This window comes from Microbacterium hydrocarbonoxydans, assembly GCF_000956475.1.
Lineage (GTDB): Bacteria > Actinomycetota > Actinomycetes > Actinomycetales > Microbacteriaceae > Microbacterium > Microbacterium hydrocarbonoxydans_A.
Map to the genome: position 1 here is coordinate 152,462 of NZ_JYJB01000003.1, position 20,638 is coordinate 173,099.

A 20,638-nucleotide genomic window follows, 5' to 3' on the forward strand; every position below is an offset into this window, starting at 1 on the left:
CCTTTCCCTCCCCGAGAAACGACGAAGAATGACACCTCACGAACCCCTCAAGCTGGTCGACAGCGTGCAGGCGATCAACTGGAACCGCATTCAGGACGACAAGGACCTCGAGGTCTGGAACCGTCTGGTGAACAACTTCTGGCTGCCCGAGAAGGTGCCGCTGTCGAACGACATCCAGTCGTGGAACACGCTCACCCCTGACGAGCAGACGCTCACGATGCGCGTGTTCACGGGCCTGACGCTCCTCGACACCATCCAGGGAACCGTCGGCGCCGTGTCGCTCATCCCCGATGCGATCACCCCGCACGAGGAGGCGGTCTACACGAACATCGCGTTCATGGAGTCGGTGCACGCGAAGAGCTACTCGTCGATCTTCTCGACGCTGTGCTCGACCAAGGAGATCGACGAGGCGTTCCGCTGGTCCGTGGAGAACCCGAACCTTCAGAAGAAGGCTCAGATCGTCATGGACTACTACCGCGGAGACGAGCCGCTCAAGCGCAAGGTCGCCTCGACCCTGCTGGAGAGCTTCCTGTTCTACTCGGGCTTCTACCTGCCGATGCACTGGTCGAGCCGCGCCAAGCTCACCAACACCGCCGACCTCATCCGCCTCATCATCCGCGATGAGGCTGTGCACGGCTACTACATCGGCTACAAGTTCCAGCGCGGGCTCGAGACTCTCGACCAGGCCAAGCGCGACGAGCTGAAGGACTACACCTTCTCGCTGCTGTACGAACTGTACGAGAACGAGGTGCAGTACACGCAGGACCTCTACGACGGCGTCGGCCTCACCGAGGACGTCAAGAAGTTCCTGCACTACAACGCCAACAAGGCTCTGATGAACCTCGGCTACGAGGCGATGTTCCCGTCGACGGTCACCAACGTGAACCCGGCGATCCTGTCGGCGCTCTCGCCGAACGCCGACGAGAACCACGACTTCTTCTCGGGGTCGGGCTCGTCGTACGTGATCGGCAAGGCCGAGGCCACGGAAGACGACGACTGGGACTTCTAGAAATAGCTGGTCAGAGGCGCAATTCTCGAAACGGAAAGACCCCCGGCGGATCGCTCATCTCGAGCGGTTCGCCGGGGGTCTTCTCTATGTCTGCCCACGTTTTGCCCACACTTGCTAGGAGATGGCTGCCTTCCGTGCGGCGCTCATCGCCTGCGCGACGGCGTCGAGATCTCCGTCGAAGAGGTCGGCATAGACGTCGAGGGTCATCGCAGCGGACGCATGACCGAGCATCCGCTGCACGACTTTCACGTTCGCGCCCGACGACACCGCGAGGGACGCTGCCGTGTGGCGGAGGTCGTGGGGCGTAACGGTCGGGATCGAGTTGTCGACGGCCTGCGCAGCTTTCACGGCGCGCGCGAACCACCCGCTGGTCGCGTGCGGGTGCGGCATCGCCACGATGCCATCGCCGAACACGAAACCGTCTGGACCCTTCCCTTCGCACGCCTTCGCGATCTGCTTCACCAGGTGCGGAGGCATAGGCACGACGCGAGACTGACCCGACTTGGGTGTGCCAATCTCATAGACGCCCTTCACGATCACGGCGTTGTCTTCGACGTTGACGCGCTTTCGCAGCATATTCAGGTGTCGGACTCGCAGGGCGACGGCTTCACCCCACCGGAGGCCCGAGTAGGCGAGGAAGTCGAGCAGGAGAGCATGGTCGCCGGCGTGTTCGACGAGCGCGGCCACCTGAGCGTGCGAGAGGTACCGTGGCGCCTTCGGTCGTTTTGCGGGTAGCGCGACTCCGGCTGCAGGATTTCGCGGGATCGCCTTCTCGCGCGCGGCGATCGCGAGCACGCCTGAGAGGACGAACACGATTCGTCGGACGGTCTGCGGCTTCTTCGTCTTGTTGAGCTCGGCGACCCACTCGGCGATCTCGGACTGCTTGATCGTCGAGATCGTGCGTGTGCCCCACTTCGGCTGCACGTGGACGCGCCAGGCGGTGTCCATCGCATGCCGGGATGAGGGCTTCAGCGGTGCCAGTCGCTCGGCCCGCCATTTCGATTCGAACGCGCCGAGCGTCTTGCGGCTCTCGATGGGGTCGATGTACTCGCCCTTGGCTTTCGAGATGGTGACGTCGGCGAGGAAGAGCTCGGCTTCCTTCTTCGTGCGGAATCCGCGCTTGTCGGTCTGGGACTTGTCGGGCTTGCGGTAGCGGACCCTGTAGCGCTTCCCCGCGGCGGTCTCGTACGCCGTGATGGAACCCGCCATCACGCGACCTCGACGCGGGCGTGGAACTCGCCGGCGCCCATCTTCGGGGCGACATACACGGTGTCTCCGACGCGCAGCAGGATCCGGCGGAACGCGTCGATGAGGTCGACAGTGACGTTGAGCGCGATCGCCATCGCATCGACATGCCCATCGTGTCGGCCTTCCTCCCGCCGGTAGTCGTCGAGTCCGATCAGGAACAGAGCCGCCCACTCGTCCGCGCGGCGCTCCTGCTTGGCGTTCACCGGGCCGAACTTCGATTTCACATCCCCGTAGATGGCGTGGCACGTCTCGTGCGCGAGAGTGCTGACGTACCGACGAAATAGCAGATCATGCTGGACCTTCAGCACGCGTGTGTCGTGGTCGTACTCGCCGTCATCGTCAGGCGGCAGGTCGACGAACTCCACGCTCACGCCGAGAGCATCGAGCATCTCGTACAGCTTCAGAATCTTGGACTGCATCAGAAGTCCCCCTCATCCCCTCCGGGGTCGCGCGACTTCTTCTTCGCGACCGCTCGCCTATCTTCCGTGGTAGCACCGACACCGAACTTTCCGGTGATCACGTTGTCGCTACCGTTGGCGACGGCTTCAGCGCGGCTGATGAGCTCCACCTCAGTGAGACCGAGCGCGCCCGAGATCGCCGCGAGATCCCAGATGTTCAGTGTGACGCGTCGTCCGGTCTTGACGTTTCCGCCGTCGAGGCGGTCGGACATGTACTGGGAGGACTTCCCGATCAGGCGGCCGAGAGCGCGCGAGGAGAGAGACTGTCGCCCCATCTCGGCCTTGATCTCGGAGACGAGGGCATCGGCGAACCGTTCTGCGAACTCAATTTCTGACACGGGCACCATTCTGTCGTCTGCATGAATTTTGCACAAGTTGTCTGTGAAAGTTGACAGTGCATGGATCTTCATGCGACGTTAACTGCATGGAAATTCAAGCAGTCGAGCAGCGTGCCGCGGCGGTTGTACGAAACCTCGCGGATGAAGTTCGCGCCGAACTGGCAAGGAAGCGGCTTTCTGCGACCGATCTCGCCGGAGCGCTTGGTCTATCACAGGGAACGGTGGGACGCCGCCTGAACGGTGAGACGCCGTTCAACACGGTGGAACTGATCATCACATCGGCGTTCCTCGGCCTGAGCTACACCGAGCTGCTAAACCGTGCGACGCGAGAAGTTCTGGCGGTGGCGTCATGAGCAACGTGACGCCGATGAAGACCCGAGCCACGGTGTCGCCCGCCGAATGGCTCTCGCCAGCTCAGGTGTGCGAGGTCATCCCCGGGATGACGGTCACGCTGTTGCAGCGCATGCGCGACGCAGGGAAGGGACCGCGCTACGCGAAGCCGTCAGCGAAGACGGTCGTGTACGCCCGCTCAGATGTCGACGCCTACGTGCGCTCGACGCTCGTCACGACGAGGGAGCAGTCATGAAGCACATCGTCGTCATCGCGAAGTGGGTTGGACTGGTCGTTGCGGCGTTCGCTTTCGGGTGGACCGCTGGCGGACATATGGACTGGATCACGGCAGCCGGAGTATCCGGGTTGATCGTGTGGATGCTGTGCGATCGCGCACTGGACGGTTCCGGTCGATGGGGTGCCGGGAAGTCCGCTGGGGAATCGGGCATGGCGGGTCGGGGCACCACGGGGACGGATGCCCCGACCGAGCCGATGTCAGTCCGGGCGTTCGCTGGCGGCTTTCCTCGCGGCGATCTGCTGGTCAATGCCGATCGACTGGATGAGCGACCACAGGCGATCGGTCGGGTCGATGTACTCGTCGACCCAGGATGCGAGGTTCCAGTCGGGAAGATCGTCGCTCAGGAAATTCTCGCCATCGACAACCGCGTCCGCGTAGCTGATGTACGAAGAGACCGCGGACCTGGCGTGGATCAGCACGCCGCGATTGCCGTCTCCGTCGCGGAAGCGGAGCCACTTGGAGTGGCCGGCGTTGATCGCCCGGCGGATGACGTGCTCCCAGATGAGAATCGCGGATGCGTTCGACGTGATGGTGATGCCGTCGATGGTGATGCTGCTGTTGCTGGGCAGCGCGTTCATGTCTCTCCTTCGGTCGGTGCCGCATGCGCTGCAACGCATGCGAACTCTGCCCCGATCGTAGGAGCCGCGCCCGGTGTGACCTCCTTCGGCGCGCCGGGTGCCGCGTCCGGTGCGGTTCCCCCCGCCGCGCCGGACGCACCGAAGCGGCGACCGATGTTCGGCAACCTCGCGCAGGAGATCGGCGAGGATCACCCGAACGGGCTGTCTCGCCTTGACCACCTCGACGGCGTGGGGCGCGATCGATGAGCGCGCTCGAGGTGTTCCGGTACGAGGGCCGCGACATCCGCACTGTCGTGATCAACGGCGAGCCCTGGTTCGTCGCCTCGGACGTCGCCGAGGTGCTCGGTTATCGCGATGCGCACGACATGGTGCGCACGCTCGACGAGGACGAGACGGGTACGCATCTGGTGCGTACCCCTGGCGGCGAGCAGATGATGCGCGTGATCTCCGAGGGAGGCGTGTTCCGCGTCATCATCCAGCGCCAGTCCGGCCGGGTGGCCCCGACGTATCGGGATGCGATCAAGCAGTTCCAGCGGTGGGTGACGCACGAGGTGCTGCCGAGCATCCGCCGCACTGGTTCGTACGTCGTGCCGGAGACGCGGGAGCAGCTGCTCGCCCGTGCGGTGATCGAGGCGAACACCGCGATCGCTGAGGCGCATCAGGAGATCGAGGCGCTGACGCCGCGCGCGGAGGCGTGGGACGAGCTCGCGTCGGCCGCGGGGGATTACGAGGTCGCGGATGCTGCGAAGATCCTCGCCCGTGCCGGCGTCGAGACCGGCCGCCAGCGCTTGTTCGCGCAGCTCGCCGACCTCGGCTGGATCTTCCGCAGCCCGGCCGGGAAGTGGAAGGCGAAGCAGTCCGCGGTCGACTCCGGCTATCTCGCGGAGAAGCCGCAGTCTCACCACCACCCCCGCACAGGGGAGCTGGTGCTCGATGCCCCGCAGGTGCGCGTCACGATCCACGGCATCGAACGACTTCGGGTGCGCCTCGGCGCGCTCGTCTGACCCCCACAACGAGAAGAGGGGCGTCCGTTGCACCGGACGCCCCATCAAGAGAAAGGCAAGCACATGCCTCAGACACAGGATACCGACGACACCGCAGATGTGGTGGAAGTTCCCGAACCGCGCACGGCATCGACGCACGTCAGCGTCATCACCGACAGCATCCGCGTGATCCCGGCGCGGCGCGGCATCTGGCCGCTCGCGCCATGGAGGTGGGTGCTGCTGCTCGTGGGCGTCGGCCTCGCGATCACCTGCGGCATCCCCGCCGCCGCACCCGTCTGGAACGGCGCGGACCTCGCCGTCCTCATCAGCCTGGCGATCTTCGTCGCCGCGTTCACCCCTGGGAGGGATTGACCATGCTCGAGATCATCGACCGCCCGCTGCGCATCGTCGCCGAGGACTCGCTCGGCTCCGACGAGGGCCGCGCCGCCCGCGCCGCCGGCGTCACCGCATCCGAGGCGCACACGATCGCGCACGCCGGTCGCGGCGCACAGCTGCGGATCCTCGACGACAAGCTCAACGGCGCGACGTTCCGGGGCAACGCCCACACGCGCCGCGGCCACGAGCGCGAGGACTTCCTCATCGACTGGGCGTCGGAGAACGTCGCCCTGTGCGCGGCGAACATCGCGCTCATCGGCCACCCCGAGCTGACGTGGCTGCTCGCGACGCCGGACGGTCTCGGATGGGACATGGCGCACGGCCCGTTCGGTGTCGAGGTGAAGTCCCACGACCACACGTGGGGCGGCCGCGACGACATCCCCGCCGAGCACTACGACCAGATGCAGATCGGCATGGCCGTCACCGAGACGAACTGGTGGCTGTACGTGTGGGAGGTCATGGGCGAGGACGGAACCCCGACGCTCGACGATCCCCGCTTCGTGTGGGTGCCGCGTGACGAGCACCGCATCGGAGTGCTGATCGGCGAGGCGGAGAAGTTCATGGCATGGCGTGAGGCCGGCGCCCCGGAGATCGACGACCTGCCCGCCGACGTCGACGACGCCCTCGCTGACTGGGCGCGTGCCCGGGCGATGAAGACCGCGGCCGCCGCCGCGGAGGCCGCCGCAGACAAGATCATCCGCGCATACGCGCTCGACGAGGCCGACGAGCGCGGCGCGAAGGGCGCCGGTCAGCGGGCCGCGTTCGCCCTCACGAAGCTGCCGGTGCTCGACGAGGCCGCGTGGGCGGATGCCGAGCCCGCGTCGTACGCCGAGGTCGTCGACATGCGCACCCGGGTGAAGGCCGCGGAGAAGGCCGCCGCGGCCCTGTACCACCGCGACCAGGTGCGTCTCACGATCACCGCGACGAAGGGTGCAGCGTCATGAGCAAGCTCGACGTCATCGAGGCGCTGCTCGCCGAGGGCATGCGGAAGAACCTCACCGCGAACCGGAAGTACATCTCACCCGCGGAGCGCACCGCGATCGCGAAGGACTCCGCGGCGGTCGCGATCGCCGTGCTCGTCGACCTGACCGACGGTCACGATCACATCGTGCGCGCCGAGGGCGACACGTTCACCCTGCAGCATCCGCTCGTCGAGCGCCTCACCGGCGACCTCTTCGACTGCGACGTGCACCAGCACCTCGCCGACGGCGAGCCCCTCGAGCGCGGCCGGTACCGCGTCGTGCCCACCGACTCCCACGACTTCGAACTCATCCCCGTGAAGGACCAGCCATGAGCACCCCGAACATCGACGACGTCGCGCAGACCCTCGCCGAGTACGAGCGCCTCGCGATCAGCACCGGCGCGACCGTGCAGATCCTCCCGACCGAGTTCTCGGCCGACGGCGAGACGTGGGTGAAGTTCTGGATCGATGAGCACCCGCCCGCGATCGCCCGCGCGACCGTGCTCCGCGACGGCATCCCGACTGAACGCTACGTCGTGTGGGCGGAGTCCCTGCCCGCCGAGGACTCCTGGCGTGCGCTGTGGATGGCGAAGCCGACGAAGCTTTTCGGCGCGTACGCCGACCGCTCTGTGCTGCGCCGCGCTTACCGCGACGCGATCGGCGACCGCCGCGAACCCGACGAGCAGATCGACGCGCCCATGGCACCCGCGCTGCAGCGCGAATGGGAGGCCGAGATCGCGGCGGCCGCGACCACGGATGCCGTGCACGAGCTGCACGCAGAGATGAAGACGGCCCGCGCGGTCACGGTGCCGCGCGAGCGTGCCCTGCGGACCCGGCTCGCCGAGATCGAGGCGGGCGCCTGGGAGCCGGTCGACGAACCGGGCGCGGATGTCGCGCCCGCACCGCGCACTGCGACCGGCGCGATCCGCAGCACCGAAGCGAAGCCTGCCCAGCCGAACGACTTCCTCGCGCCCGCCGGGAACCGTGCCGCGCGCCGCAAGGCCGCACGCAAGAAGGGCGGGAAGCGATGACCGACGACACGATCCACGCCGACCCGATGACGGGCACGGTCGTGCACACCGCGCCCGGGTTCGACATCGTCCCCCTGGACATCGCGATGCTCGACGAGGAGCTGCTCGCGCAGTGGGCGCCGACACCGGTGCAGATCGCCGGTGCGCTCGCCATGGCCCGCGCGAAGAACCTCTCGGCACCCGCCGCCCTCGACGACTACCGGCGCAAGCTGCAGCGCGCCGAGCGGTCGAAGAAGGTCGCACTCGGCATGGCGCTGAAGAAGCTCCGCGACGAGTACGGACCCCGCTACACCATGACCGAACTCCGCGAGCTCGCGTACGGCACCGACCAGCGTCTCATCGACGCCATGGACGCGCACGACGACGCCTGGCTCGCATTCGAATACGCGAAGGACTTCGCCGAGGCGATCGAGCGGGACGTGTCCCTGCTGCAGTCGATCGCCAAGCGCGTGGGAGGAGAGAACCGATGAGCACGATCACGATCAACGCCGAGGATCTCACGGTCACCCGTGAGCTGAAGATCTCGGTGCCCGATATGCGGTGGCTCGCCGAGGGACTCCTCGCCGCGACCGCGACGAACGAGGCGTATGGCGTCATCTGCCATGCGCACCTCGCCGCCGACGGGCTCTCGGCGATCGCCGAGGCCACCGACAAGTACCGCATCCACCAGATGCACCTCGCGCTGCGCGCGCCGATCGATCCGGTCGACGTCGTCATCCCGCACGACGCGCTCGTCTGGGCGAAGAAGAACGTCCGCACGTTCGTGCCGAAGAAGGACTCGCTGATCGAACCGGTCGCGATCCTCGAGTTCACCGTCCCCGCGATCCGCGAGGACAGCCCGCACGCCGGCTGGGTGTCGGTGATCTACCGCGAGTGGGACGACGACAACGCACCCTCGGCCCGCTTCGACGCCCCGCTGATCGCGGACGCATACCCGAGCACGTCGCGCGTCGTCGACGGCATCCGCATGGCGCCCGTCGGCGAGCCGTCGCCGCTGGTGCTCGACTTCATCGCCGACGCCCGCGCCCTGCAGACCGCGCACACCGAGACCCCCACGATCGCGTACACGGTCTCGGAGACCACGGGCCGCCCGGGCCCGGTGCTCATCGACTTCTGGGAGTCGAGTGTGCTCCGGGCGACCGCCGTCATTCAGCCCTCCGCGTCGAACGATGAGGAGGACGTCCGATGAAGTCGCCGGTTCAGTACTTCGGTGCGAAGCAGCAGATCGCGGAGCAGCTGGTCGCGTTGATGCCCTCGCACATGGGATACATCGAGCCTTACGCCGGGTCGCTGTCGGTTCTGCTCGCGAAGCCGGAGTCGAAGATCGAAGTGGTCAACGACCTCGACAGCCGCCTGATGACTTTCTGGCGTGTGCTGCGCGACAGCCCGGAGGAGCTGCTCCACGTCGCCGAGTTCACGCCACACAGCCGTGCCGAGCTCGAAGGAGCGGCCGCTTTGGACGGCGAGACCGACCTCGAGCTCGCTCGTCAGGTGTGGGTGCTTCTCACTCAGGGACGCTCGCGGACGATGAAGCGAACAGGATGGCGGTTCTACGTCGATCCGCGCGGCACGAACGGATCGTTCTCGACCTATATGCGCGCCTACCGGAGCCGGCTCCTTCCCGCCGCGGAGCGGTTGCAGAACGTCTCGCTCGAGTGCCGTCCCGCGCTCGAGGTGATCGACAAGTACGGCGCGCACGAGGACAACCTGCTGTACGTCGATCCGCCCTACGTGCATTCCTCACGTCGGGGCGCGCGATACACGCACGAGATGACAGAGAGCGACCACCGTGACATGGCGGGATCGCTGCGCGCGTGCGCTGCGACCGTGATGCTCTCAGGCTACGCCTCCGAGCTCTACGACGAGCTGTTCGCCGACTGGTACCAGGTCCAGATCTCGGCGAGATCGGACAACGCTATCGATCGCGACGTCGTCGAGGTCGTCTGGTCAAACCGGCCTCTCGGAGACTTCCTCTGGCACGAGGAGGTGTCGGCATGAGCGTGGATGCAGCCTCGGGCTACAAGCACCCGGAGGTGCCGTGGAACGGGCTCACCGTCACCGACCTGTTCTGCGGTGCAGGCGGATCGAGCAGCGGTCTTGTCGAGGCCGGATACCGCGTCGTCATCGCGGCGAATCACTGGGCGCTCGCGATCGAGTCGCACCAGGTGAATCACCCCGAGACGGATCACTCGCAGGCGGACATCTCGCAGGTGAACCCGGCGTACTTCCCGCGCACTCACGTGCTCTGGGGGTCGCCGGAGTGCACGAACCACTCGATCGCGAAGGGCATCAAGCGGCAGCGTCAGCAGGATCAGGCGCTGTTCGAGATCGACGGCACCCGCCCGCTCCCGGATGAGGCCGCGAACCGGTCACGCGCGACGATGTGGGACATCCCGCGGTTCGCTGAGCACCACCGGTACATGGCGATCATCCTCGAGAACGTCGTCGACGCGTACCGGTGGGACCAGTTCGAGGCGTGGCAGATGGCGATGAAGTCCCTCGGCTACCGGATGCAGTTCGTCTGGCTGAACAGCATGCACGCGCAGATCGGCGGCCTCCCCGCGCCGCAGTCCCGCGACCGCATGTACATCGTGATGTGGCGGGAGGATCTCGCGACGAAGGATCTGCCCGGCCCGAACGTCGGGAAGTGGACCCGCCCGATGGCGGTGTGCCCCGAGCACGGCGAGGTGCAGGCGGTCCAGGCGTTCAAGAAGGCCGAGCAGTGGGGCCGCTACCGGGCGCAGTACCTCTACCGGTGCCCGAAGTGCTTCCATGTCATCGAGCCGGGCTGGCTCGCCGCTGAGTCGATCATCGACTGGTCGCTCCCCGCGCCGCGCATCGGAGACCGGGCGAAGCCGCTCGCCGAGAAGACGCGCGAGCGGATCCGTCGCGGCATCGAACGGTACTGGGCGCCGATCATCGCGAAGGCCGCCGGGAATACGTACGACGGCGTCACGACGGGATCGAACTACCTGCGCGTGGGCGGCACCGACGAACCGCTCCCGGTGCAGTTGGGCTCCGCCGAGCACGGGCTGGCGATGCCGCCCGCGTTCCTCGCGCAGTTCCGACAGCGCGAGCGCACCCAGACGCTCGACGAGGCGCTCCCGACGGTCGTCGCAGACGGCGCGAACCACGCGCTCATCGTGAACAACCTCAGCGGCGCGGACGACTCCCGGTCGCGGCCGGTGTCCGATGCGCTGCCGTCGCTGGTCGCAGGCGGCAACCACGCGTCTCTGCTGATCCCCGTCGAAGGGCGCGAGGGGAAGAGCGCGGCATCCGTCGCCGACCCGATGCGCACGCAGTCGACACGCAACGAGACCGGGCTGCTGGTGCCCCTGCGGAATCACGGCGTCGCGAAGCCGGCATCGCACCCGATCGACACGGTCAGCGCGGAGGGCAACCACCACGCGCTCGTGATGCGGAACAACACCGCTCGCGGCGATCAGGGGCAGATGTCGACGCCGGTGACCGAGCCGATCCGCGCGCTCACGACGGCCGGGCATCAGTCGCTCATCGAGCCGTCGGAGCCGATCAGCCTCGACGTCGATGACGCCGGGTTCCGGATGCTCGAGCCGCACGAGATCCAGGCGGGTATGGGCTTCGCCAGTGACTACCTGCTGCTCGGCTCGAAGCGCGACAAGGTCAAGCAGGCCGGGAACGCGGTCACGCCGCCCGCCGCGCGCGACCTCGGTCACGCGGTCGCTGAGTTCCTGTTGGCGGTGGCGGCGTGACCGGGCGGACGGATCAGCCGAGCGTGGGCTCGTCGCCGATGATGCGATCGATCTCTTCGTCTGTCGCAGGCGTGATCGACCCGTCTGAGTGCAGCCAAGAGTGCGACTGGTCATTGAGTCCTGCGTCGGGTGTTCGGATGAATCGGGGCATTCCTACTCCTTCAGTTGGAGGCGTGGTTCGCCTCGCTGATCCAACGCTAGGCGCGAATTCGGCGGCTAATCAGGGGTGCGAGGTGGCAGCATGACCGGCCCGACCGAGACCACGCGCCGCGGCGTCTACCTGCGTGACGGCTACCGGTGCGCAGCGTGCGCGGCGGTCGAGGGGCTGTCGTTCCAGCATCGCCGCGCTGTGGGCATGGGCGGGTCGAAGCTCGTTCCGTCGCCGGTCGATGGCCTGACTCTGTGTTTGGTCTGCAACGAGGCGTGCGAGCGCGAGCTGCAGGACCGTGCGCTCGCTTACGGCTGGAAGGTCCGCAAGTGGGTGACCTCGCCGGACCGGGTGCCGGTGTACTTCCCGCACGAGTTCTCCTGGTACCGGTTCGAGGGGATGCTGCGCGTGCGGATCTCGTCGGCGGTCGCGATGGAGATGGGTTGCGCGGTGTACGGCGACGAGTGGATGAAGTGGCGCGCACACGCGCTGTTCGGAGGCATGCGATGAGCGACTACGGCGATCTCGTGAACCTGTGCGTGGCGATCAAGCGGCAGGCCGACCGTGTCGGAGTCGAGCACGAGGATGTTCATCCAATCGGCGTCGTCGTCCGCATTGCCGATATCGCGGCATCCGTCGTCGACTGGGCCGGGTCAAAGGGCCGCGCCGACGCGCAGCGCGACGCGACGATCGGCTTCATCGATCAGACCGTCTATGCGAACGAAGACAACCGACCTGACCTGAAGTGGACGAACGCTGAGGTCATGGAGCTCCTCGGGAATATCCGCGAGCTGCTCGTGGACGAGGAGGCGCTCGCATGAGCGCGATGCCGAAGTTCGCGATGACGTATGTCGTCGTCTGGGCGGATGAGCGCGGCGAGGGCCGTCACGTGCTGAAGGTCGGCCGCGCCTGGCGGTTCGCCCGCGTGCAGGAGATGGCGATCTCGGGCGGCCAGGTGGTCGTTCTCGCGCGGGGCACGGACGCGTCGTGGGAGACGGAGGCGCTGCGGATCCTGCGGCGCTGGTTCCCGCAGGCGTTCCGCTCCGAGATCGAGGCCCGCCAGATCCTGTTCCAGGGCCGCGGGTGGACGGAGTGTTTCGAGGTCGACGACGAGCACCTACAGCTCGCGATCGATCTGGTGTTCGAGGGATTCGCGAAGGGAAGCGATCAGGGTGTCAACGAGGAGCGTGCAGCGGCGGATCAGCGCGGAGGATATGCGGTGGCCGGGGTACCTGCGCGCACCGCACGAGGCGAAACCGACCGCGGTCGGGTTGTGGACGACGGCGACGGACCCTCTGGGCCGGTGCGAGCTGGTGCCGGAGCTGATCGCCGCGGCGATCTACCCGGGGCAGGCGGCGACGGATCTCGTGATCGAGCATCTGCTGATGCTCGCCGACTCGGGCTTCCTGACGATCTATCAGGAGCGGGGCTCGGAGTGGATCGCGTTGCGGCGCCCGCTGCGCGTCGACGCCCGACTGGCGTCGTCGGATGCTCCGGAACCGCCACACGAACATTCGCGAACATTCGTGGCTGTGGGGGGAGCGGGCGAGCGGGCGGGTGCGCGGGTGCGTGCCGAGCAGGGCGAACGGGTGAGTCAGTGGGCGACGTGGGCGGAGGAGCAGGAGACCCGGACACGGCCGCCGAAACGACCGCTGCTTATGGATGCCCCACCTATCGGATGCCCCGATCACCCCTCCGGAAGATTCAAGGACTGCGGTCCCTGCGGCACCGCGCGCCGGCGTCACGATCGCTGGGTTCAGGAGGCCCGCTATGGCGAGCAGATGACCGAGTACGAGCAGAACCAGGAAGCAGGGGAGGTGTGGGATGACTCGACGTTCTGATGACTGGCGTCTCGCGGATGAGTGGTTCGCGGCGTTCATCGAGGATGCCGAGAACGACCCAGTGCGCCGCCGGCACGTGCTGAGGGAGCGCATCCGTGCGCTCCCGGTGAAGGACACGCTCGCGAGGGCGTTCGAGGAGAAGACGGAGCAGCTGAGGACGTTCCTCGCTGGTGAGCGCGAGCGGATGCTCGCGGGACAGGAGATGACGGCATGAGCACGCAGACCTACACCGGCACGTTGACGATCGTCGAGTGCCCCGCATGCCACATGGATTTCGGTGTCACGCCGCAGTTCGTGGAGGCGCGGCGCAATGACCACAAGAGCTTCTACTGCCCGACGGGTCACTCGATGAACTATGGGCAGAAGAGCGAGGCCGAGATGCTCCGTGAGCGCCTGCGCTTCACCGAGGGCGCGCTCACCCATACCCGGGACCAACTGCAGATGACCGAGTATCAGCGGCGCGCGCAGAAGGGCCAGAACACCCGGCTCAAGAACCGGATCGCAGCCGGGGTGTGCCCGTGCTGCAACCGCTCATTCCAGGATCTGCGCCGCCACATGGCCGGCCAACACCCTGACTACACGAACCACGAGGAGAACTGACCATGGCAGGCGAGACGATCATCACCGTCGTGGGGAACCTGACCGCCGACCCTGAACTGCGGTTCACGCAGAACGGGCTGCCGGTGGCGAGCTTCACGATCGCGTCGACACCGCGCAGCTTCGACCGGACCGCGCAGGAGTGGAAGGACGGCGACGCCCTGTTCCTCCGGGCCTCGTGCTGGCGTGAGTTCGCCGAGCATGTCGCCGGTTCGCTGACGAAGGGCATGCGGGTCATCGCGACCGGCCGCCTGCGTCAGCGTGCCTATCAGGACCGTGAGGGCGTGCAGCGCACGGCGATCGAGTTGGAGGTCGACGAGATCGGCCCGAGCCTCCGCTACGCGACCGCACAGGTGACCCGGGCGGCGCGCACGGATGGTCAGCAGCGGCCGGCGGCATCCGCCCCGGTCGAGGAGCAGTGGGCGACGTCTGAGCCGCCTGCGGGGGAGTGGGCAGGGGGCTTCGGTGATGACACTCCGTTCTGAGTTCCCGCCGCGCCCCGACTGTGCGCACTGCAAGGGCTCGGGGATCATCTCGGTGTCGAAGGATCCCGACGAGCTCGACGACTGCGTGTGCACCGACCCGCCGCGCGTGAAGTGCCCGGAGTGTCGGGATGGGAAGCACGGCAATTGCCTCCACGAGGCGCTCACCGATGACACGGACGAGTTCGTCGACTGCGCCTGCGGGTGCGAGCCGTCGCGGACGTGCCCGAGCTGCGGCGACGTCGTCCCGTTCGGCTGGACCCTCGATGACCACCTGAACTGCAACTACCCGGAGGATCGCGATGTCTGAGCAGAACGAGGTCGAGCTCTTGCCAGGTCGGGAGGAGTGCCCCGGCAACCTCACGTGGTCGGCGTTCGGCGCGACGTATCCCGACACGGTGTGCGCCTCGGTGCTGACGTGGGCGGACGGATATCAGGGCATCGGGCTGTGCGATGCCGACGACGACTTCCGCGAGCGTGATGTGCCGTGCCCGTTCTGCAGCCCCGAGGCGTTCATCGAGTACGAGTGGGGCGAGCCCCAGGACTACCTGCTGCTCTGGGCGTCGGACGAGTCGTCTGCCGACGGGGTTGAGATCCACTTCCACGACGGGCAGGCGCTCTGGTGGACGGCTACGCATCCGGAGCGTGGCGAGGAGCGAGTGCTCATCCGTCGCGGCTTCTGGGAGGACGGCACGTTCTGGACGAGCGAGGAGAACCGTGATGGATGACCGCGTGTGCATCCGAGGGTGCAAGCAGCGCGGAGTGCACTTCGCGGCGTGCGATGGTCGGGGGGACGACGGCGGCACGTGTTGGGGATGCGCCCCGCGCGAGTGCCGGGACGGTTCGCTGATCTGCGATCGGTGCTTCGGTCGGATGCGTGCGCTGCTCGCCGACGGTCCGGATCTCCTAGCCCGGGTGCGGTCTCTGGCTGATCCGATGAAGGCGACGCCGACGGACAAGGCGCCGGGCGGTCGGTCGTCGTCGGTGGAGCCGCCGGCCCCGGTGGATGCGGACTATCTGGATGCGATCACTGCGCTCGAGCAGCTCGACTCGTGGTGGTACGTGACCCTGTCGGAATACTCGAACGACCATGACGTGATCACGTGGCTGGGCGCCGTGGTGCTCGACGTGCACCCGGAGGTCGAGGGGGAGCGTCAGGCATGGTCGGTCGCTGATGCGATGGCGAAGTGGGGTGTCGAGCGTCGCACGAAGGGCGAGCCCGCATGGTCGCCCGAGGATCACCTCGACCCTGTGCGCGATCAGGCGGTGCCGATCCCGGAGTGGGGCGACCCGATCGTCGGGTGGGCGGATGCCGTGCGCATCGCGGGCAGCGATTCGACGCTGCGCCGATGGATCAAGCGCGAGGAGATCGAGGTTGCGGGCACCTTCGTGATCGCTGGCATCCGGACGCGCATGTTCCGGCGCAATGAGCTGCTCGCTACGCGTGAGCGGTTGAGCGAGAAGCAGATGAGTGGGCTGGTGCAGAACCAGACTGAGTCTGAGCAGAGACACCCGGGGGCCGAGGACCTAGGATCTCCTCATGGGTCGTGAGCACCGACAGCGCGCAGCCGCTGAGCACAAGCTCCGGCTCGCGCTCGCCAAAAAGCATCGTGCCGTGGTTGCGGAGATCGCGCGGCTCCTTGAGAAGTTCCCGTGCCCGGTGTGTGGGCGAGCAATGAAGGTGAACGAGCGCTTCCGCATCCCGAATCATGCGCAACGGGGCGGCGTGCGGTGCTCGGGATCGCTTCTCGCCATCGGATGGTTCGCAGATGGGCTCGCGGCCGTGCCGTACGACCGCTACGACGAGCCCGAGTCCGTCGAGGCGCGAGCGCTGTTGAAGCGGACACTCTCGCCAGTCGCGGCTAGCGAGCGCCGTTCTACGAGCGTCATCGGTGATCGGGCTGCACCAGGCAAGACCGTTTCAGGAGGGCTGCCAGGCTCCAAACGATAGATCACCGTGTGACGATCTCAACGTGTTAAGCTGTGCTTGCACTTGAACTGTGACCGAAGCCCTGCCGATCCGGCGGGGCTTCTTTCGTTCAGCTGTGCCCCCGCCGCCACGCGCTCACATCCCGCTGCAGAGCGACGTCGCTGCCATGACCTCACGTGACCCACGGGTCAGCGTAGAGAGAGCAGCCGGAGAAAGTCGCATGATGCGCACACTGATGCGGTGATGCGCGGCGGGGCACGGTCTCAGCGGCGCTTGCCGCCTCCTGGCACACCGCCGCGCACTGTCCTCACGCCGGTAGTCGCGTAGATTCTGCGGTCTGGTCGCCCTGGTTCACGATCGTCAACCTTGCGGCGCCGCGCATTGGATGCGTCGAACGCTGCCTGAAGCTCGGGATCATCCTCGTCCGCGCGTGGTGTGAGCGAAACGGTCCGCGAAGGCCGCAAAGCCTTGCCGGATTCCGCCGCGGCTTGGGCCGTCGGTTCGGTGCACCGGGCGCCGGAGTTCGTCGTGTGGATGGACATGCGACCATCCGGGCGAAGAGCGTGAGACTCACCACACTCGCGGCAATCCCGGAACTTCAGACTCATGCCGGAACTCTATCGACCGGTACGGACTCACGACAGGGGGAGGCGTTGAGCAAGCGCGTCCACACCCGAGAAGCTCAACGCCAGCGCACGGAGTTCTACGAGTCGGGCAAGATCCTCGACGCCGACCCTGCGACCCGTCACCTCTCGGTGTGCTGGATCTGCACGCTCCGCATCGACTACGAGCAGGCGCCGGGAACGACGACCGACTCGCACACCCTCGATCACTACTACCCGGTTGAGGACTTCCCTGAACTGCAGAACGACCCCGACAACTTCCGTCACGCGCACTTCGACTGCAACAGCAGCCGAGGCAAGGGCGACGCCGAGCGTGGCCTCGGCGACCCCATGCCGGCGTGGTGGGGATGACCAAGCCTTCCGGCTCGCCTTCGCCGCGGCGCACCCACCTCGCGCGCGGGCTGAGCGAGCCGGGACAGACCCGATCGGAGTGATCATGACCGCAGCGGTTCCCATCGGCGGGACGGTGTCGATCAGCCTCGGCGACGGCATGCCCGCCGTCGTCGCGAACTTCACCGTGCCCGTGGTGCTCGAGGACGAGGGGCACGGTCTGGTCACGTTCCACGCCGCGCCCGTCGACGCGATCAAGGCCGCCGCCACGTCCGCACTCCTGCGCGCCGCCGACGACCTGCTCGAGTCGCTCCCGACCGCACAGGTCACCGCCGCGCACATCGCGACGTGCTCGGACTGCGGAGCCAAGCTCGCATCGAACGATCCGAACCTGCGCATCGAGCACGGTGAGGGCGACAACCACATCGCCTCGTCGACCTGCGGGGGAGCGCGATGAACCGCTTCGAGGCCGCCGGCCTGTTCGTCGAGGCCGCGAAGGGCAAGCGCGTCATCGTACTCACCGAGCGGCGATGGGAGATCGGTGACGCGATCCGCTGCTTCGTCGAGCACCCGGACATCAGCGCGTGGCCGGGGTTCCGCGTGTGCAGGCGGAACGGCGAGGAGCGCGTCGACCTCGGCGGTCGCGGGCGCATCGTCTTCCACTCGGCGGCATCGAACCTCCGGGGCCTGAGTGCCGACATCGTCCTCGTGTCCGAGGATGCCTACCGCGCCATGAACGACGGGCGTCGCGAGGAGTTCCTTCGCGACGCCCGTGCCATTGTCAGCGCGAGCGGGTGCCCCGAGGTGGTCACAGACCGCGGGACGCGCCTGTCATGAGCACTCGAGCACGGAAGGCGCGTAAGCGCGCGGGTATCCCGTTCGCCAAGACGTCGAAGCATCCCACGCGGGTGTGGGGCGAACGCCGCGGTCTCGGTCTCATCACCGGGCCGGAGATCCTCGCCCGCATCCTCGCAAGTCCAACCCGATAGGCCAGGAGGCCAGCATGGATCAGATCACACCAGGACGCATCGTCCTCTACAAGCTCCGCCCTGCCGACGTCGCGATCATCACTGCCGAGAGGGCGACCGATCCGACACACCGTCGGGGGAACGTGCCCATGCCTGGCGATGTCGTGCCGCTCATCGTCGTGAGGGTGTGGCCCGACGGCGTGAATGGTCAGGCGATCCTCGATGGCAACGACTCGCTCTGGGTGACGTCCGCGCGTCAGGGTGACGCAGACGGCCAGTGGGCCTGGCCCCACCGCGCCTGACTGACCCTTCGCTCTCCTACCTCGAGGCTCCGATTCCACTTCGTGGAAAAATCCAGCCTCGAGGTGGGAGGGCGGCACACCGCCGGGAGGATGTTCCTCTCTCCCCGATAACCCTCATAGGGGGTCGCGCACGCGCGCACGCGAGGAAAGGTGACCGCGATGACCGCATTCGCTGAGGAATCCGTGACCGCAGCCCTCGAGCGCGGGCTGCGCAACGCGAAGCACCTGCGCGCGAAGCATGCTCCCGTCGTCGCCGCGGCTCGATCCCTCGCGAAGAAGATCGACGCGTGGGACGTCATCGTCGAGTGGGCGATCGAGGATGCCGCCGAGCGTGGTGGTCGCCCGTCCGTGCCCGCGAACGACAACGTCTCGATCGCGAGCTTCCTGAAGTACCTCGACGCCCTGGGCCTGACGCCCGAGGGTGAAGCGCCTGCGGCATCTGCGCCCGGGCGGCCGGCGATCAAGCCTGCGCCGGCGAAGCCGACGAACAAGGTGCTCGCGTTCCGGCAGAAGGCGCAGGCCGGGTAGGAGGCGCGGTGGAGATCACGCACGGGTTCACAGAGCCGCGTGTGTGGACGAAGCCGCTGTGCGAGCTCACCCCGCGCACCTCCCGCGGATTCGAGGTCATCGAGTTCGCCGAGGAGACGCTGAAGGTCCACCTGTTCCCGTGGCAGAAGTGGCTCCTGATCCACATGCTCGAGCTCGACTCGTTCGGGCTGCTCCGCTTCCGCAAGGCGCTCGTGATCGTCGGCCGCCAGAACGGCAAGACGCTCATCGCCGCCGTGCTCGCCGCGTACTGGCTGTACGTCGACGCGGGCCGTTGGCCGAACCAGATCGCCGAACAGAACTTCGTCGTCGTCGGTGCCGCGCAGAAGCTCGACATCGCCATGAAGCCGTGGAAGCAGGTGCGCCGTTGGGGTGCACCGGATGACATCAAGATCGGCATCGCGGTCGATCGCGTCCCCGACTTGCAGGAGATCACCTACCCGCCGCGCACCACGAACGGCGAGACCGAGCTTCGGACGCTCATGGGCGCCGCGTACCTGCCGCGCACCTTCGACGGTGCCCGCGGTCAGTCCGCCGCCCGCCTGATTCTTGACGAGCTCCGCGAGCAGTACGACTACGACGGCTGGTCGGCGATCGAGAAGTCCGCGAACGCGATGTACGACTCGCTGCTCGTCGCGTTCTCGAACGCCGGCACCCGGCGCTCGAAGGTGCTCCGCGACGTCCGCCAGATCGGGCACGAGGGTGTCGACGATCCGGAGACGCAGTGGTTCATCGCCGAGTGGTCGGCGGAACAGGATGCCCGCCTCGATGACCCGCGGGCGTTCGCTCAGGCGAACCCGTCTGCCGGGTACCTCCCCGGCATGACGATCGCCGGTCTTATGCGCGCCGCCGCGGAGGCCAAGGAGAAGAACGTCGAGCGTATCGAGGTTCTCGGCCAGTGGGTGACTGCGAAGGTCGACAACTTCATCGAGGTCGAGGACTGGAAGCAGCTACATCAGGCCGCCGCTGACGTCCTCGCGAAGATCCCGCGTGGTGCCCGCACCGTGTGGGGCATCGACATGTCGCACAACCGGCGGACGACCTGGCTCGCCGCCGCTGTGCTGCTCGAGGACGGCACCCCGTTCGTCACGATCCGCGTGAAGCGCCCCGGATGGGCGTGGGTGCTCCCGGCGCTCATCGAACTCGCGCAGACGTCCGGGCACCTCGAGGTCGCCGTGCAGTCGAAGGGCGTCCCGGCGACGGACTTCCTCAAGCCGTTGCAGGATGCCGAGTTCCCAGTCAACGGGAAGATGACGAAGTTCATCGTCCACGCGATCGACTGGTCTGCGTTCGCGCTCGCGACCGGCCGGCTCTCCGACCGCGTCCGCGACCGCGGCATCGCGCTCATCCCGCAGCCGGACGTCGACCGGGCGATCCCCGGCGCGGTTGTCCGCACCTACGCCGAGAACACTGGATGGTCGCGCGAGAAGTCCGTCCCGATGGACATCGCCGGCATCTGCGCCGAGACGATCGCGCTGTACGCGCTCGAGGCGCTGACGCCGCCCCCACC

35 protein-coding genes are annotated in these 20,638 nt (G+C 67.2%); 29 read left to right on the plus strand and 6 right to left on the minus strand.

The features are described 5' to 3' along the window. Positions 1-28 precede the first annotated feature (28 nt). Positions 29-1,009, plus strand: coding sequence for a class 1b ribonucleoside-diphosphate reductase subunit beta (gene nrdF / locus RS84_RS01025; protein ID WP_045255895.1), 981 nt, complete (start codon positions 29-31; stop codon positions 1,007-1,009). A gap of 114 nt (positions 1,010-1,123) precedes the next feature. Here the strand turns inward: nrdF and RS84_RS01030 are convergent, their stop codons facing one another. Genes RS84_RS01030 through RS84_RS01040 form a run of 3 tightly spaced genes read right to left on the minus strand, consistent with a single transcriptional unit; the run spans position 1,124 to position 3,125 of the window. After that, positions 1,124-2,218, minus strand: coding sequence for a site-specific integrase (locus RS84_RS01030; protein WP_045255896.1), 1,095 nt, complete (start codon positions 2,216-2,218; stop codon positions 1,124-1,126). Next, positions 2,218-2,676: an ImmA/IrrE family metallo-endopeptidase gene (locus RS84_RS01035; protein ID WP_045255897.1), complete on the minus strand. Its 459-nt coding sequence runs from the start codon at positions 2,674-2,676 to the stop codon at positions 2,218-2,220. The genes RS84_RS01030 and RS84_RS01035 overlap by 1 nt, the downstream gene beginning before the upstream one ends. After that, positions 2,676-3,125, minus strand: a complete 450-nt coding sequence (locus RS84_RS01040) for a hypothetical protein (protein WP_152641708.1) — start codon at positions 3,123-3,125, stop codon at positions 2,676-2,678. The genes RS84_RS01035 and RS84_RS01040 overlap by 1 nt, the downstream gene beginning before the upstream one ends. 14 nt (positions 3,126-3,139) lie before the next feature. Here RS84_RS01040 and RS84_RS19050 point away from each other — a divergent pair, with 14 nt between their 5' ends. Next, on the plus strand, positions 3,140-3,406 hold the full coding sequence (locus RS84_RS19050) for a helix-turn-helix domain-containing protein (RefSeq protein ID WP_152641709.1): 267 nt from the start codon (positions 3,140-3,142) through the stop codon (positions 3,404-3,406). Next, entirely contained in the window at positions 3,403-3,639 is a 237-nt protein-coding gene (locus RS84_RS01045) for a helix-turn-helix transcriptional regulator (protein WP_045255899.1), read from the plus strand. Before RS84_RS19050 ends, RS84_RS01045 begins: the two co-directional genes overlap by 4 nt. Positions 3,640-3,878: 239 nt before the next feature. Here the strand turns inward: RS84_RS01045 and RS84_RS01050 are convergent, their stop codons facing one another. Further along, positions 3,879-4,259 (minus strand): hypothetical protein, encoded by a 381-nt coding sequence (locus RS84_RS01050; protein ID WP_045255900.1) that lies wholly within the window; start codon positions 4,257-4,259, stop codon positions 3,879-3,881. Between the two features lie 75 nt (positions 4,260-4,334). Here RS84_RS01050 and RS84_RS19255 point away from each other — a divergent pair, with 75 nt between their 5' ends. From RS84_RS19255 to RS84_RS01095, 10 genes are all read left to right on the plus strand, one after another. Next, positions 4,335-4,505: a hypothetical protein gene (locus RS84_RS19255; RefSeq protein ID WP_160298153.1), complete on the plus strand. Its 171-nt coding sequence runs from the start codon at positions 4,335-4,337 to the stop codon at positions 4,503-4,505. Beyond that, entirely contained in the window at positions 4,502-5,263 is a 762-nt protein-coding gene (locus RS84_RS01055; RefSeq protein ID WP_045255901.1) for a phage antirepressor KilAC domain-containing protein, read from the plus strand. Before RS84_RS19255 ends, RS84_RS01055 begins: the two co-directional genes overlap by 4 nt. Before the next feature lie 63 nt (positions 5,264-5,326). Next, positions 5,327-5,614 (plus strand): hypothetical protein, encoded by a 288-nt coding sequence (locus tag RS84_RS19260; protein ID WP_052676154.1) that lies wholly within the window; start codon positions 5,327-5,329, stop codon positions 5,612-5,614. Between the two features lie 2 nt (positions 5,615-5,616). After that, positions 5,617-6,582 (plus strand): YqaJ viral recombinase family protein, encoded by a 966-nt coding sequence (locus tag RS84_RS18840; RefSeq protein WP_160298154.1) that lies wholly within the window; start codon positions 5,617-5,619, stop codon positions 6,580-6,582. Then, a complete protein-coding gene (locus RS84_RS01070; RefSeq protein ID WP_052676155.1) occupies positions 6,579-6,932 on the plus strand; it encodes a DUF6085 family protein in 354 nt (117 codons plus the stop codon). The genes RS84_RS18840 and RS84_RS01070 overlap by 4 nt, the downstream gene beginning before the upstream one ends. Further along, entirely contained in the window at positions 6,929-7,630 is a 702-nt protein-coding gene (locus tag RS84_RS01075; protein WP_045255902.1) for a hypothetical protein, read from the plus strand. Before RS84_RS01070 ends, RS84_RS01075 begins: the two co-directional genes overlap by 4 nt. Further along, a complete protein-coding gene (locus RS84_RS01080; RefSeq protein WP_052676156.1) occupies positions 7,627-8,100 on the plus strand; it encodes a hypothetical protein in 474 nt (157 codons plus the stop codon). Before RS84_RS01075 ends, RS84_RS01080 begins: the two co-directional genes overlap by 4 nt. Beyond that, positions 8,097-8,819: a hypothetical protein gene (locus RS84_RS01085; protein ID WP_045255903.1), complete on the plus strand. Its 723-nt coding sequence runs from the start codon at positions 8,097-8,099 to the stop codon at positions 8,817-8,819. Before RS84_RS01080 ends, RS84_RS01085 begins: the two co-directional genes overlap by 4 nt. Next, the gene (locus tag RS84_RS01090) at positions 8,816-9,628 is read left to right on the plus strand and encodes a DNA adenine methylase (RefSeq protein WP_045255904.1); all 813 of its coding nucleotides are present in this window, start codon (positions 8,816-8,818) and stop codon (positions 9,626-9,628) included. Before RS84_RS01085 ends, RS84_RS01090 begins: the two co-directional genes overlap by 4 nt. After that, the gene (locus tag RS84_RS01095; protein ID WP_045255905.1) at positions 9,625-11,361 is read left to right on the plus strand and encodes a DNA cytosine methyltransferase; all 1,737 of its coding nucleotides are present in this window, start codon (positions 9,625-9,627) and stop codon (positions 11,359-11,361) included. Before RS84_RS01090 ends, RS84_RS01095 begins: the two co-directional genes overlap by 4 nt. A gap of 13 nt (positions 11,362-11,374) precedes the next feature. On the opposite strand, the gene RS84_RS19265 is transcribed toward RS84_RS01095, so the two are convergent. Beyond that, positions 11,375-11,512 carry a hypothetical protein gene (locus tag RS84_RS19265; RefSeq protein ID WP_160298155.1) on the minus strand — a complete coding sequence of 46 codons (138 nt, stop codon included), beginning with the start codon at positions 11,510-11,512 and terminating at the stop codon, positions 11,375-11,377. 90 nt (positions 11,513-11,602) lie between these two features. Between RS84_RS19265 and RS84_RS01100 the strand changes: the two genes are divergently transcribed. From RS84_RS01100 to RS84_RS19055, 10 genes are all read left to right on the plus strand, one after another. Further along, positions 11,603-12,019, plus strand: coding sequence for a hypothetical protein (locus RS84_RS01100; protein ID WP_045255906.1), 417 nt, complete (start codon positions 11,603-11,605; stop codon positions 12,017-12,019). After that, entirely contained in the window at positions 12,016-12,330 is a 315-nt protein-coding gene (locus tag RS84_RS01105) for a hypothetical protein (protein WP_045255907.1), read from the plus strand. Before RS84_RS01100 ends, RS84_RS01105 begins: the two co-directional genes overlap by 4 nt. A gap of 366 nt (positions 12,331-12,696) precedes the next feature. Next, positions 12,697-13,350, plus strand: a complete 654-nt coding sequence (locus RS84_RS01110; protein WP_200891946.1) for a hypothetical protein — start codon at positions 12,697-12,699, stop codon at positions 13,348-13,350. Next, positions 13,334-13,564 carry a hypothetical protein gene (locus tag RS84_RS01115; RefSeq protein WP_045255908.1) on the plus strand — a complete coding sequence of 77 codons (231 nt, stop codon included), beginning with the start codon at positions 13,334-13,336 and terminating at the stop codon, positions 13,562-13,564. The genes RS84_RS01110 and RS84_RS01115 overlap by 17 nt, the downstream gene beginning before the upstream one ends. Next, positions 13,561-13,950, plus strand: a complete 390-nt coding sequence (locus RS84_RS01120; protein ID WP_045255909.1) for a hypothetical protein — start codon at positions 13,561-13,563, stop codon at positions 13,948-13,950. Before RS84_RS01115 ends, RS84_RS01120 begins: the two co-directional genes overlap by 4 nt. Positions 13,951-13,952: 2 nt before the next feature. Then, positions 13,953-14,432 carry a single-stranded DNA-binding protein gene (locus RS84_RS01125; protein WP_045255910.1) on the plus strand — a complete coding sequence of 160 codons (480 nt, stop codon included), beginning with the start codon at positions 13,953-13,955 and terminating at the stop codon, positions 14,430-14,432. Then, positions 14,416-14,739 (plus strand): hypothetical protein, encoded by a 324-nt coding sequence (locus RS84_RS01130; RefSeq protein ID WP_152641711.1) that lies wholly within the window; start codon positions 14,416-14,418, stop codon positions 14,737-14,739. Before RS84_RS01125 ends, RS84_RS01130 begins: the two co-directional genes overlap by 17 nt. Continuing rightward, positions 14,732-15,157, plus strand: coding sequence for a hypothetical protein (locus RS84_RS01135; RefSeq protein WP_045255912.1), 426 nt, complete (start codon positions 14,732-14,734; stop codon positions 15,155-15,157). Before RS84_RS01130 ends, RS84_RS01135 begins: the two co-directional genes overlap by 8 nt. Before the next feature lie 187 nt (positions 15,158-15,344). Further along, on the plus strand, positions 15,345-15,980 hold the full coding sequence (locus RS84_RS01140; RefSeq protein WP_152641712.1) for a hypothetical protein: 636 nt from the start codon (positions 15,345-15,347) through the stop codon (positions 15,978-15,980). Next, entirely contained in the window at positions 15,970-16,380 is a 411-nt protein-coding gene (locus RS84_RS19055) for a hypothetical protein (protein ID WP_152641713.1), read from the plus strand. The genes RS84_RS01140 and RS84_RS19055 overlap by 11 nt, the downstream gene beginning before the upstream one ends. A gap of 242 nt (positions 16,381-16,622) precedes the next feature. Here the strand turns inward: RS84_RS19055 and RS84_RS19060 are convergent, their stop codons facing one another. After that, complete coding sequence (locus RS84_RS19060; RefSeq protein WP_152641714.1) at positions 16,623-16,967, minus strand: hypothetical protein; 345 nt, start codon at positions 16,965-16,967, stop codon at positions 16,623-16,625. 45 nt (positions 16,968-17,012) lie between these two features. On the opposite strand from RS84_RS19060, the gene RS84_RS01145 reads away from it, so the two are divergent. The 6 genes from RS84_RS01145 to RS84_RS01170 all read left to right on the plus strand — a co-directional run. Next, a complete protein-coding gene (locus RS84_RS01145; RefSeq protein ID WP_052676157.1) occupies positions 17,013-17,333 on the plus strand; it encodes an HNH endonuclease in 321 nt (106 codons plus the stop codon). An 85-nt stretch (positions 17,334-17,418) separates the two neighbouring features. Beyond that, positions 17,419-17,769, plus strand: coding sequence for a hypothetical protein (locus RS84_RS01150; protein ID WP_152641715.1), 351 nt, complete (start codon positions 17,419-17,421; stop codon positions 17,767-17,769). Beyond that, positions 17,766-18,149: a hypothetical protein gene (locus tag RS84_RS01155; protein ID WP_045255915.1), complete on the plus strand. Its 384-nt coding sequence runs from the start codon at positions 17,766-17,768 to the stop codon at positions 18,147-18,149. The genes RS84_RS01150 and RS84_RS01155 overlap by 4 nt, the downstream gene beginning before the upstream one ends. Positions 18,150-18,315: 166 nt before the next feature. Then, complete coding sequence (locus RS84_RS01160) at positions 18,316-18,582, plus strand: hypothetical protein (RefSeq protein ID WP_045255916.1); 267 nt, start codon at positions 18,316-18,318, stop codon at positions 18,580-18,582. A gap of 159 nt (positions 18,583-18,741) precedes the next feature. Next, positions 18,742-19,110: a hypothetical protein gene (locus tag RS84_RS01165; protein WP_045255917.1), complete on the plus strand. Its 369-nt coding sequence runs from the start codon at positions 18,742-18,744 to the stop codon at positions 19,108-19,110. An 8-nt stretch (positions 19,111-19,118) separates the two neighbouring features. Then, positions 19,119-20,638, plus strand: a 1,520-nt coding sequence (locus RS84_RS01170; RefSeq protein WP_045255918.1) for a terminase large subunit, incomplete at its 3' end; no start/stop codon positions are given.

Bases quoted from the DNA above. Each gene is read 5' to 3' on its own strand.
- RS84_RS01045 (WP_045255899.1), top strand. From the start codon at position 3,403: ATGAGCAACGTGACGCCGATGAAGACCCGAGCCACGGTGTCGCCCGCC.
- RS84_RS01155 (WP_045255915.1), top strand. From the start codon at position 17,766: ATGAACCGCTTCGAGGCCGCCGGCCTGTTCGTCGAGGCCGCGAAGGGC.
- RS84_RS01075 (WP_045255902.1), top strand. From the start codon at position 6,929: ATGAGCACCCCGAACATCGACGACGTCGCGCAGACCCTCGCCGAGTAC.
- RS84_RS19060 (WP_152641714.1), bottom strand. From the start codon at position 16,967: ATGAGTCTGAAGTTCCGGGATTGCCGCGAGTGTGGTGAGTCTCACGCT.
- RS84_RS19055 (WP_152641713.1), top strand. From the start codon at position 15,970: ATGGGTCGTGAGCACCGACAGCGCGCAGCCGCTGAGCACAAGCTCCGG.
- RS84_RS01070 (WP_052676155.1), top strand. From the start codon at position 6,579: ATGAGCAAGCTCGACGTCATCGAGGCGCTGCTCGCCGAGGGCATGCGG.
- RS84_RS01150 (WP_152641715.1), top strand. From the start codon at position 17,419: ATGACCGCAGCGGTTCCCATCGGCGGGACGGTGTCGATCAGCCTCGGC.
- RS84_RS19260 (WP_052676154.1), top strand. From the start codon at position 5,327: ATGCCTCAGACACAGGATACCGACGACACCGCAGATGTGGTGGAAGTT.
- RS84_RS01030 (WP_045255896.1), bottom strand. From the start codon at position 2,218: ATGGCGGGTTCCATCACGGCGTACGAGACCGCCGCGGGGAAGCGCTAC.
- RS84_RS19050 (WP_152641709.1), top strand. From the start codon at position 3,140: ATGGAAATTCAAGCAGTCGAGCAGCGTGCCGCGGCGGTTGTACGAAAC.
- RS84_RS01115 (WP_045255908.1), top strand. From the start codon at position 13,334: ATGACTCGACGTTCTGATGACTGGCGTCTCGCGGATGAGTGGTTCGCG.
- RS84_RS19265 (WP_160298155.1), bottom strand. From the start codon at position 11,512: ATGCCCCGATTCATCCGAACACCCGACGCAGGACTCAATGACCAGTCG.
- RS84_RS01100 (WP_045255906.1), top strand. From the start codon at position 11,603: ATGACCGGCCCGACCGAGACCACGCGCCGCGGCGTCTACCTGCGTGAC.
- RS84_RS01050 (WP_045255900.1), bottom strand. From the start codon at position 4,259: ATGAACGCGCTGCCCAGCAACAGCAGCATCACCATCGACGGCATCACC.
- RS84_RS01125 (WP_045255910.1), top strand. From the start codon at position 13,953: ATGGCAGGCGAGACGATCATCACCGTCGTGGGGAACCTGACCGCCGAC.
- RS84_RS01160 (WP_045255916.1), top strand. From the start codon at position 18,316: ATGGATCAGATCACACCAGGACGCATCGTCCTCTACAAGCTCCGCCCT.
- RS84_RS01095 (WP_045255905.1), top strand. From the start codon at position 9,625: ATGAGCGTGGATGCAGCCTCGGGCTACAAGCACCCGGAGGTGCCGTGG.
- RS84_RS01035 (WP_045255897.1), bottom strand. From the start codon at position 2,676: ATGCAGTCCAAGATTCTGAAGCTGTACGAGATGCTCGATGCTCTCGGC.
- RS84_RS01085 (WP_045255903.1), top strand. From the start codon at position 8,097: ATGAGCACGATCACGATCAACGCCGAGGATCTCACGGTCACCCGTGAG.
- RS84_RS01040 (WP_152641708.1), bottom strand. From the start codon at position 3,125: ATGAAGATCCATGCACTGTCAACTTTCACAGACAACTTGTGCAAAATT.
- RS84_RS01130 (WP_152641711.1), top strand. From the start codon at position 14,416: ATGACACTCCGTTCTGAGTTCCCGCCGCGCCCCGACTGTGCGCACTGC.
- RS84_RS01105 (WP_045255907.1), top strand. From the start codon at position 12,016: ATGAGCGACTACGGCGATCTCGTGAACCTGTGCGTGGCGATCAAGCGG.
- nrdF (WP_045255895.1), top strand. From the start codon at position 29: ATGACACCTCACGAACCCCTCAAGCTGGTCGACAGCGTGCAGGCGATC.
- RS84_RS01135 (WP_045255912.1), top strand. From the start codon at position 14,732: ATGTCTGAGCAGAACGAGGTCGAGCTCTTGCCAGGTCGGGAGGAGTGC.
- RS84_RS01165 (WP_045255917.1), top strand. From the start codon at position 18,742: ATGACCGCATTCGCTGAGGAATCCGTGACCGCAGCCCTCGAGCGCGGG.
- RS84_RS01080 (WP_052676156.1), top strand. From the start codon at position 7,627: ATGACCGACGACACGATCCACGCCGACCCGATGACGGGCACGGTCGTG.
- RS84_RS18840 (WP_160298154.1), top strand. From the start codon at position 5,617: ATGCTCGAGATCATCGACCGCCCGCTGCGCATCGTCGCCGAGGACTCG.
- RS84_RS01055 (WP_045255901.1), top strand. From the start codon at position 4,502: ATGAGCGCGCTCGAGGTGTTCCGGTACGAGGGCCGCGACATCCGCACT.
- RS84_RS01090 (WP_045255904.1), top strand. From the start codon at position 8,816: ATGAAGTCGCCGGTTCAGTACTTCGGTGCGAAGCAGCAGATCGCGGAG.
- RS84_RS01120 (WP_045255909.1), top strand. From the start codon at position 13,561: ATGAGCACGCAGACCTACACCGGCACGTTGACGATCGTCGAGTGCCCC.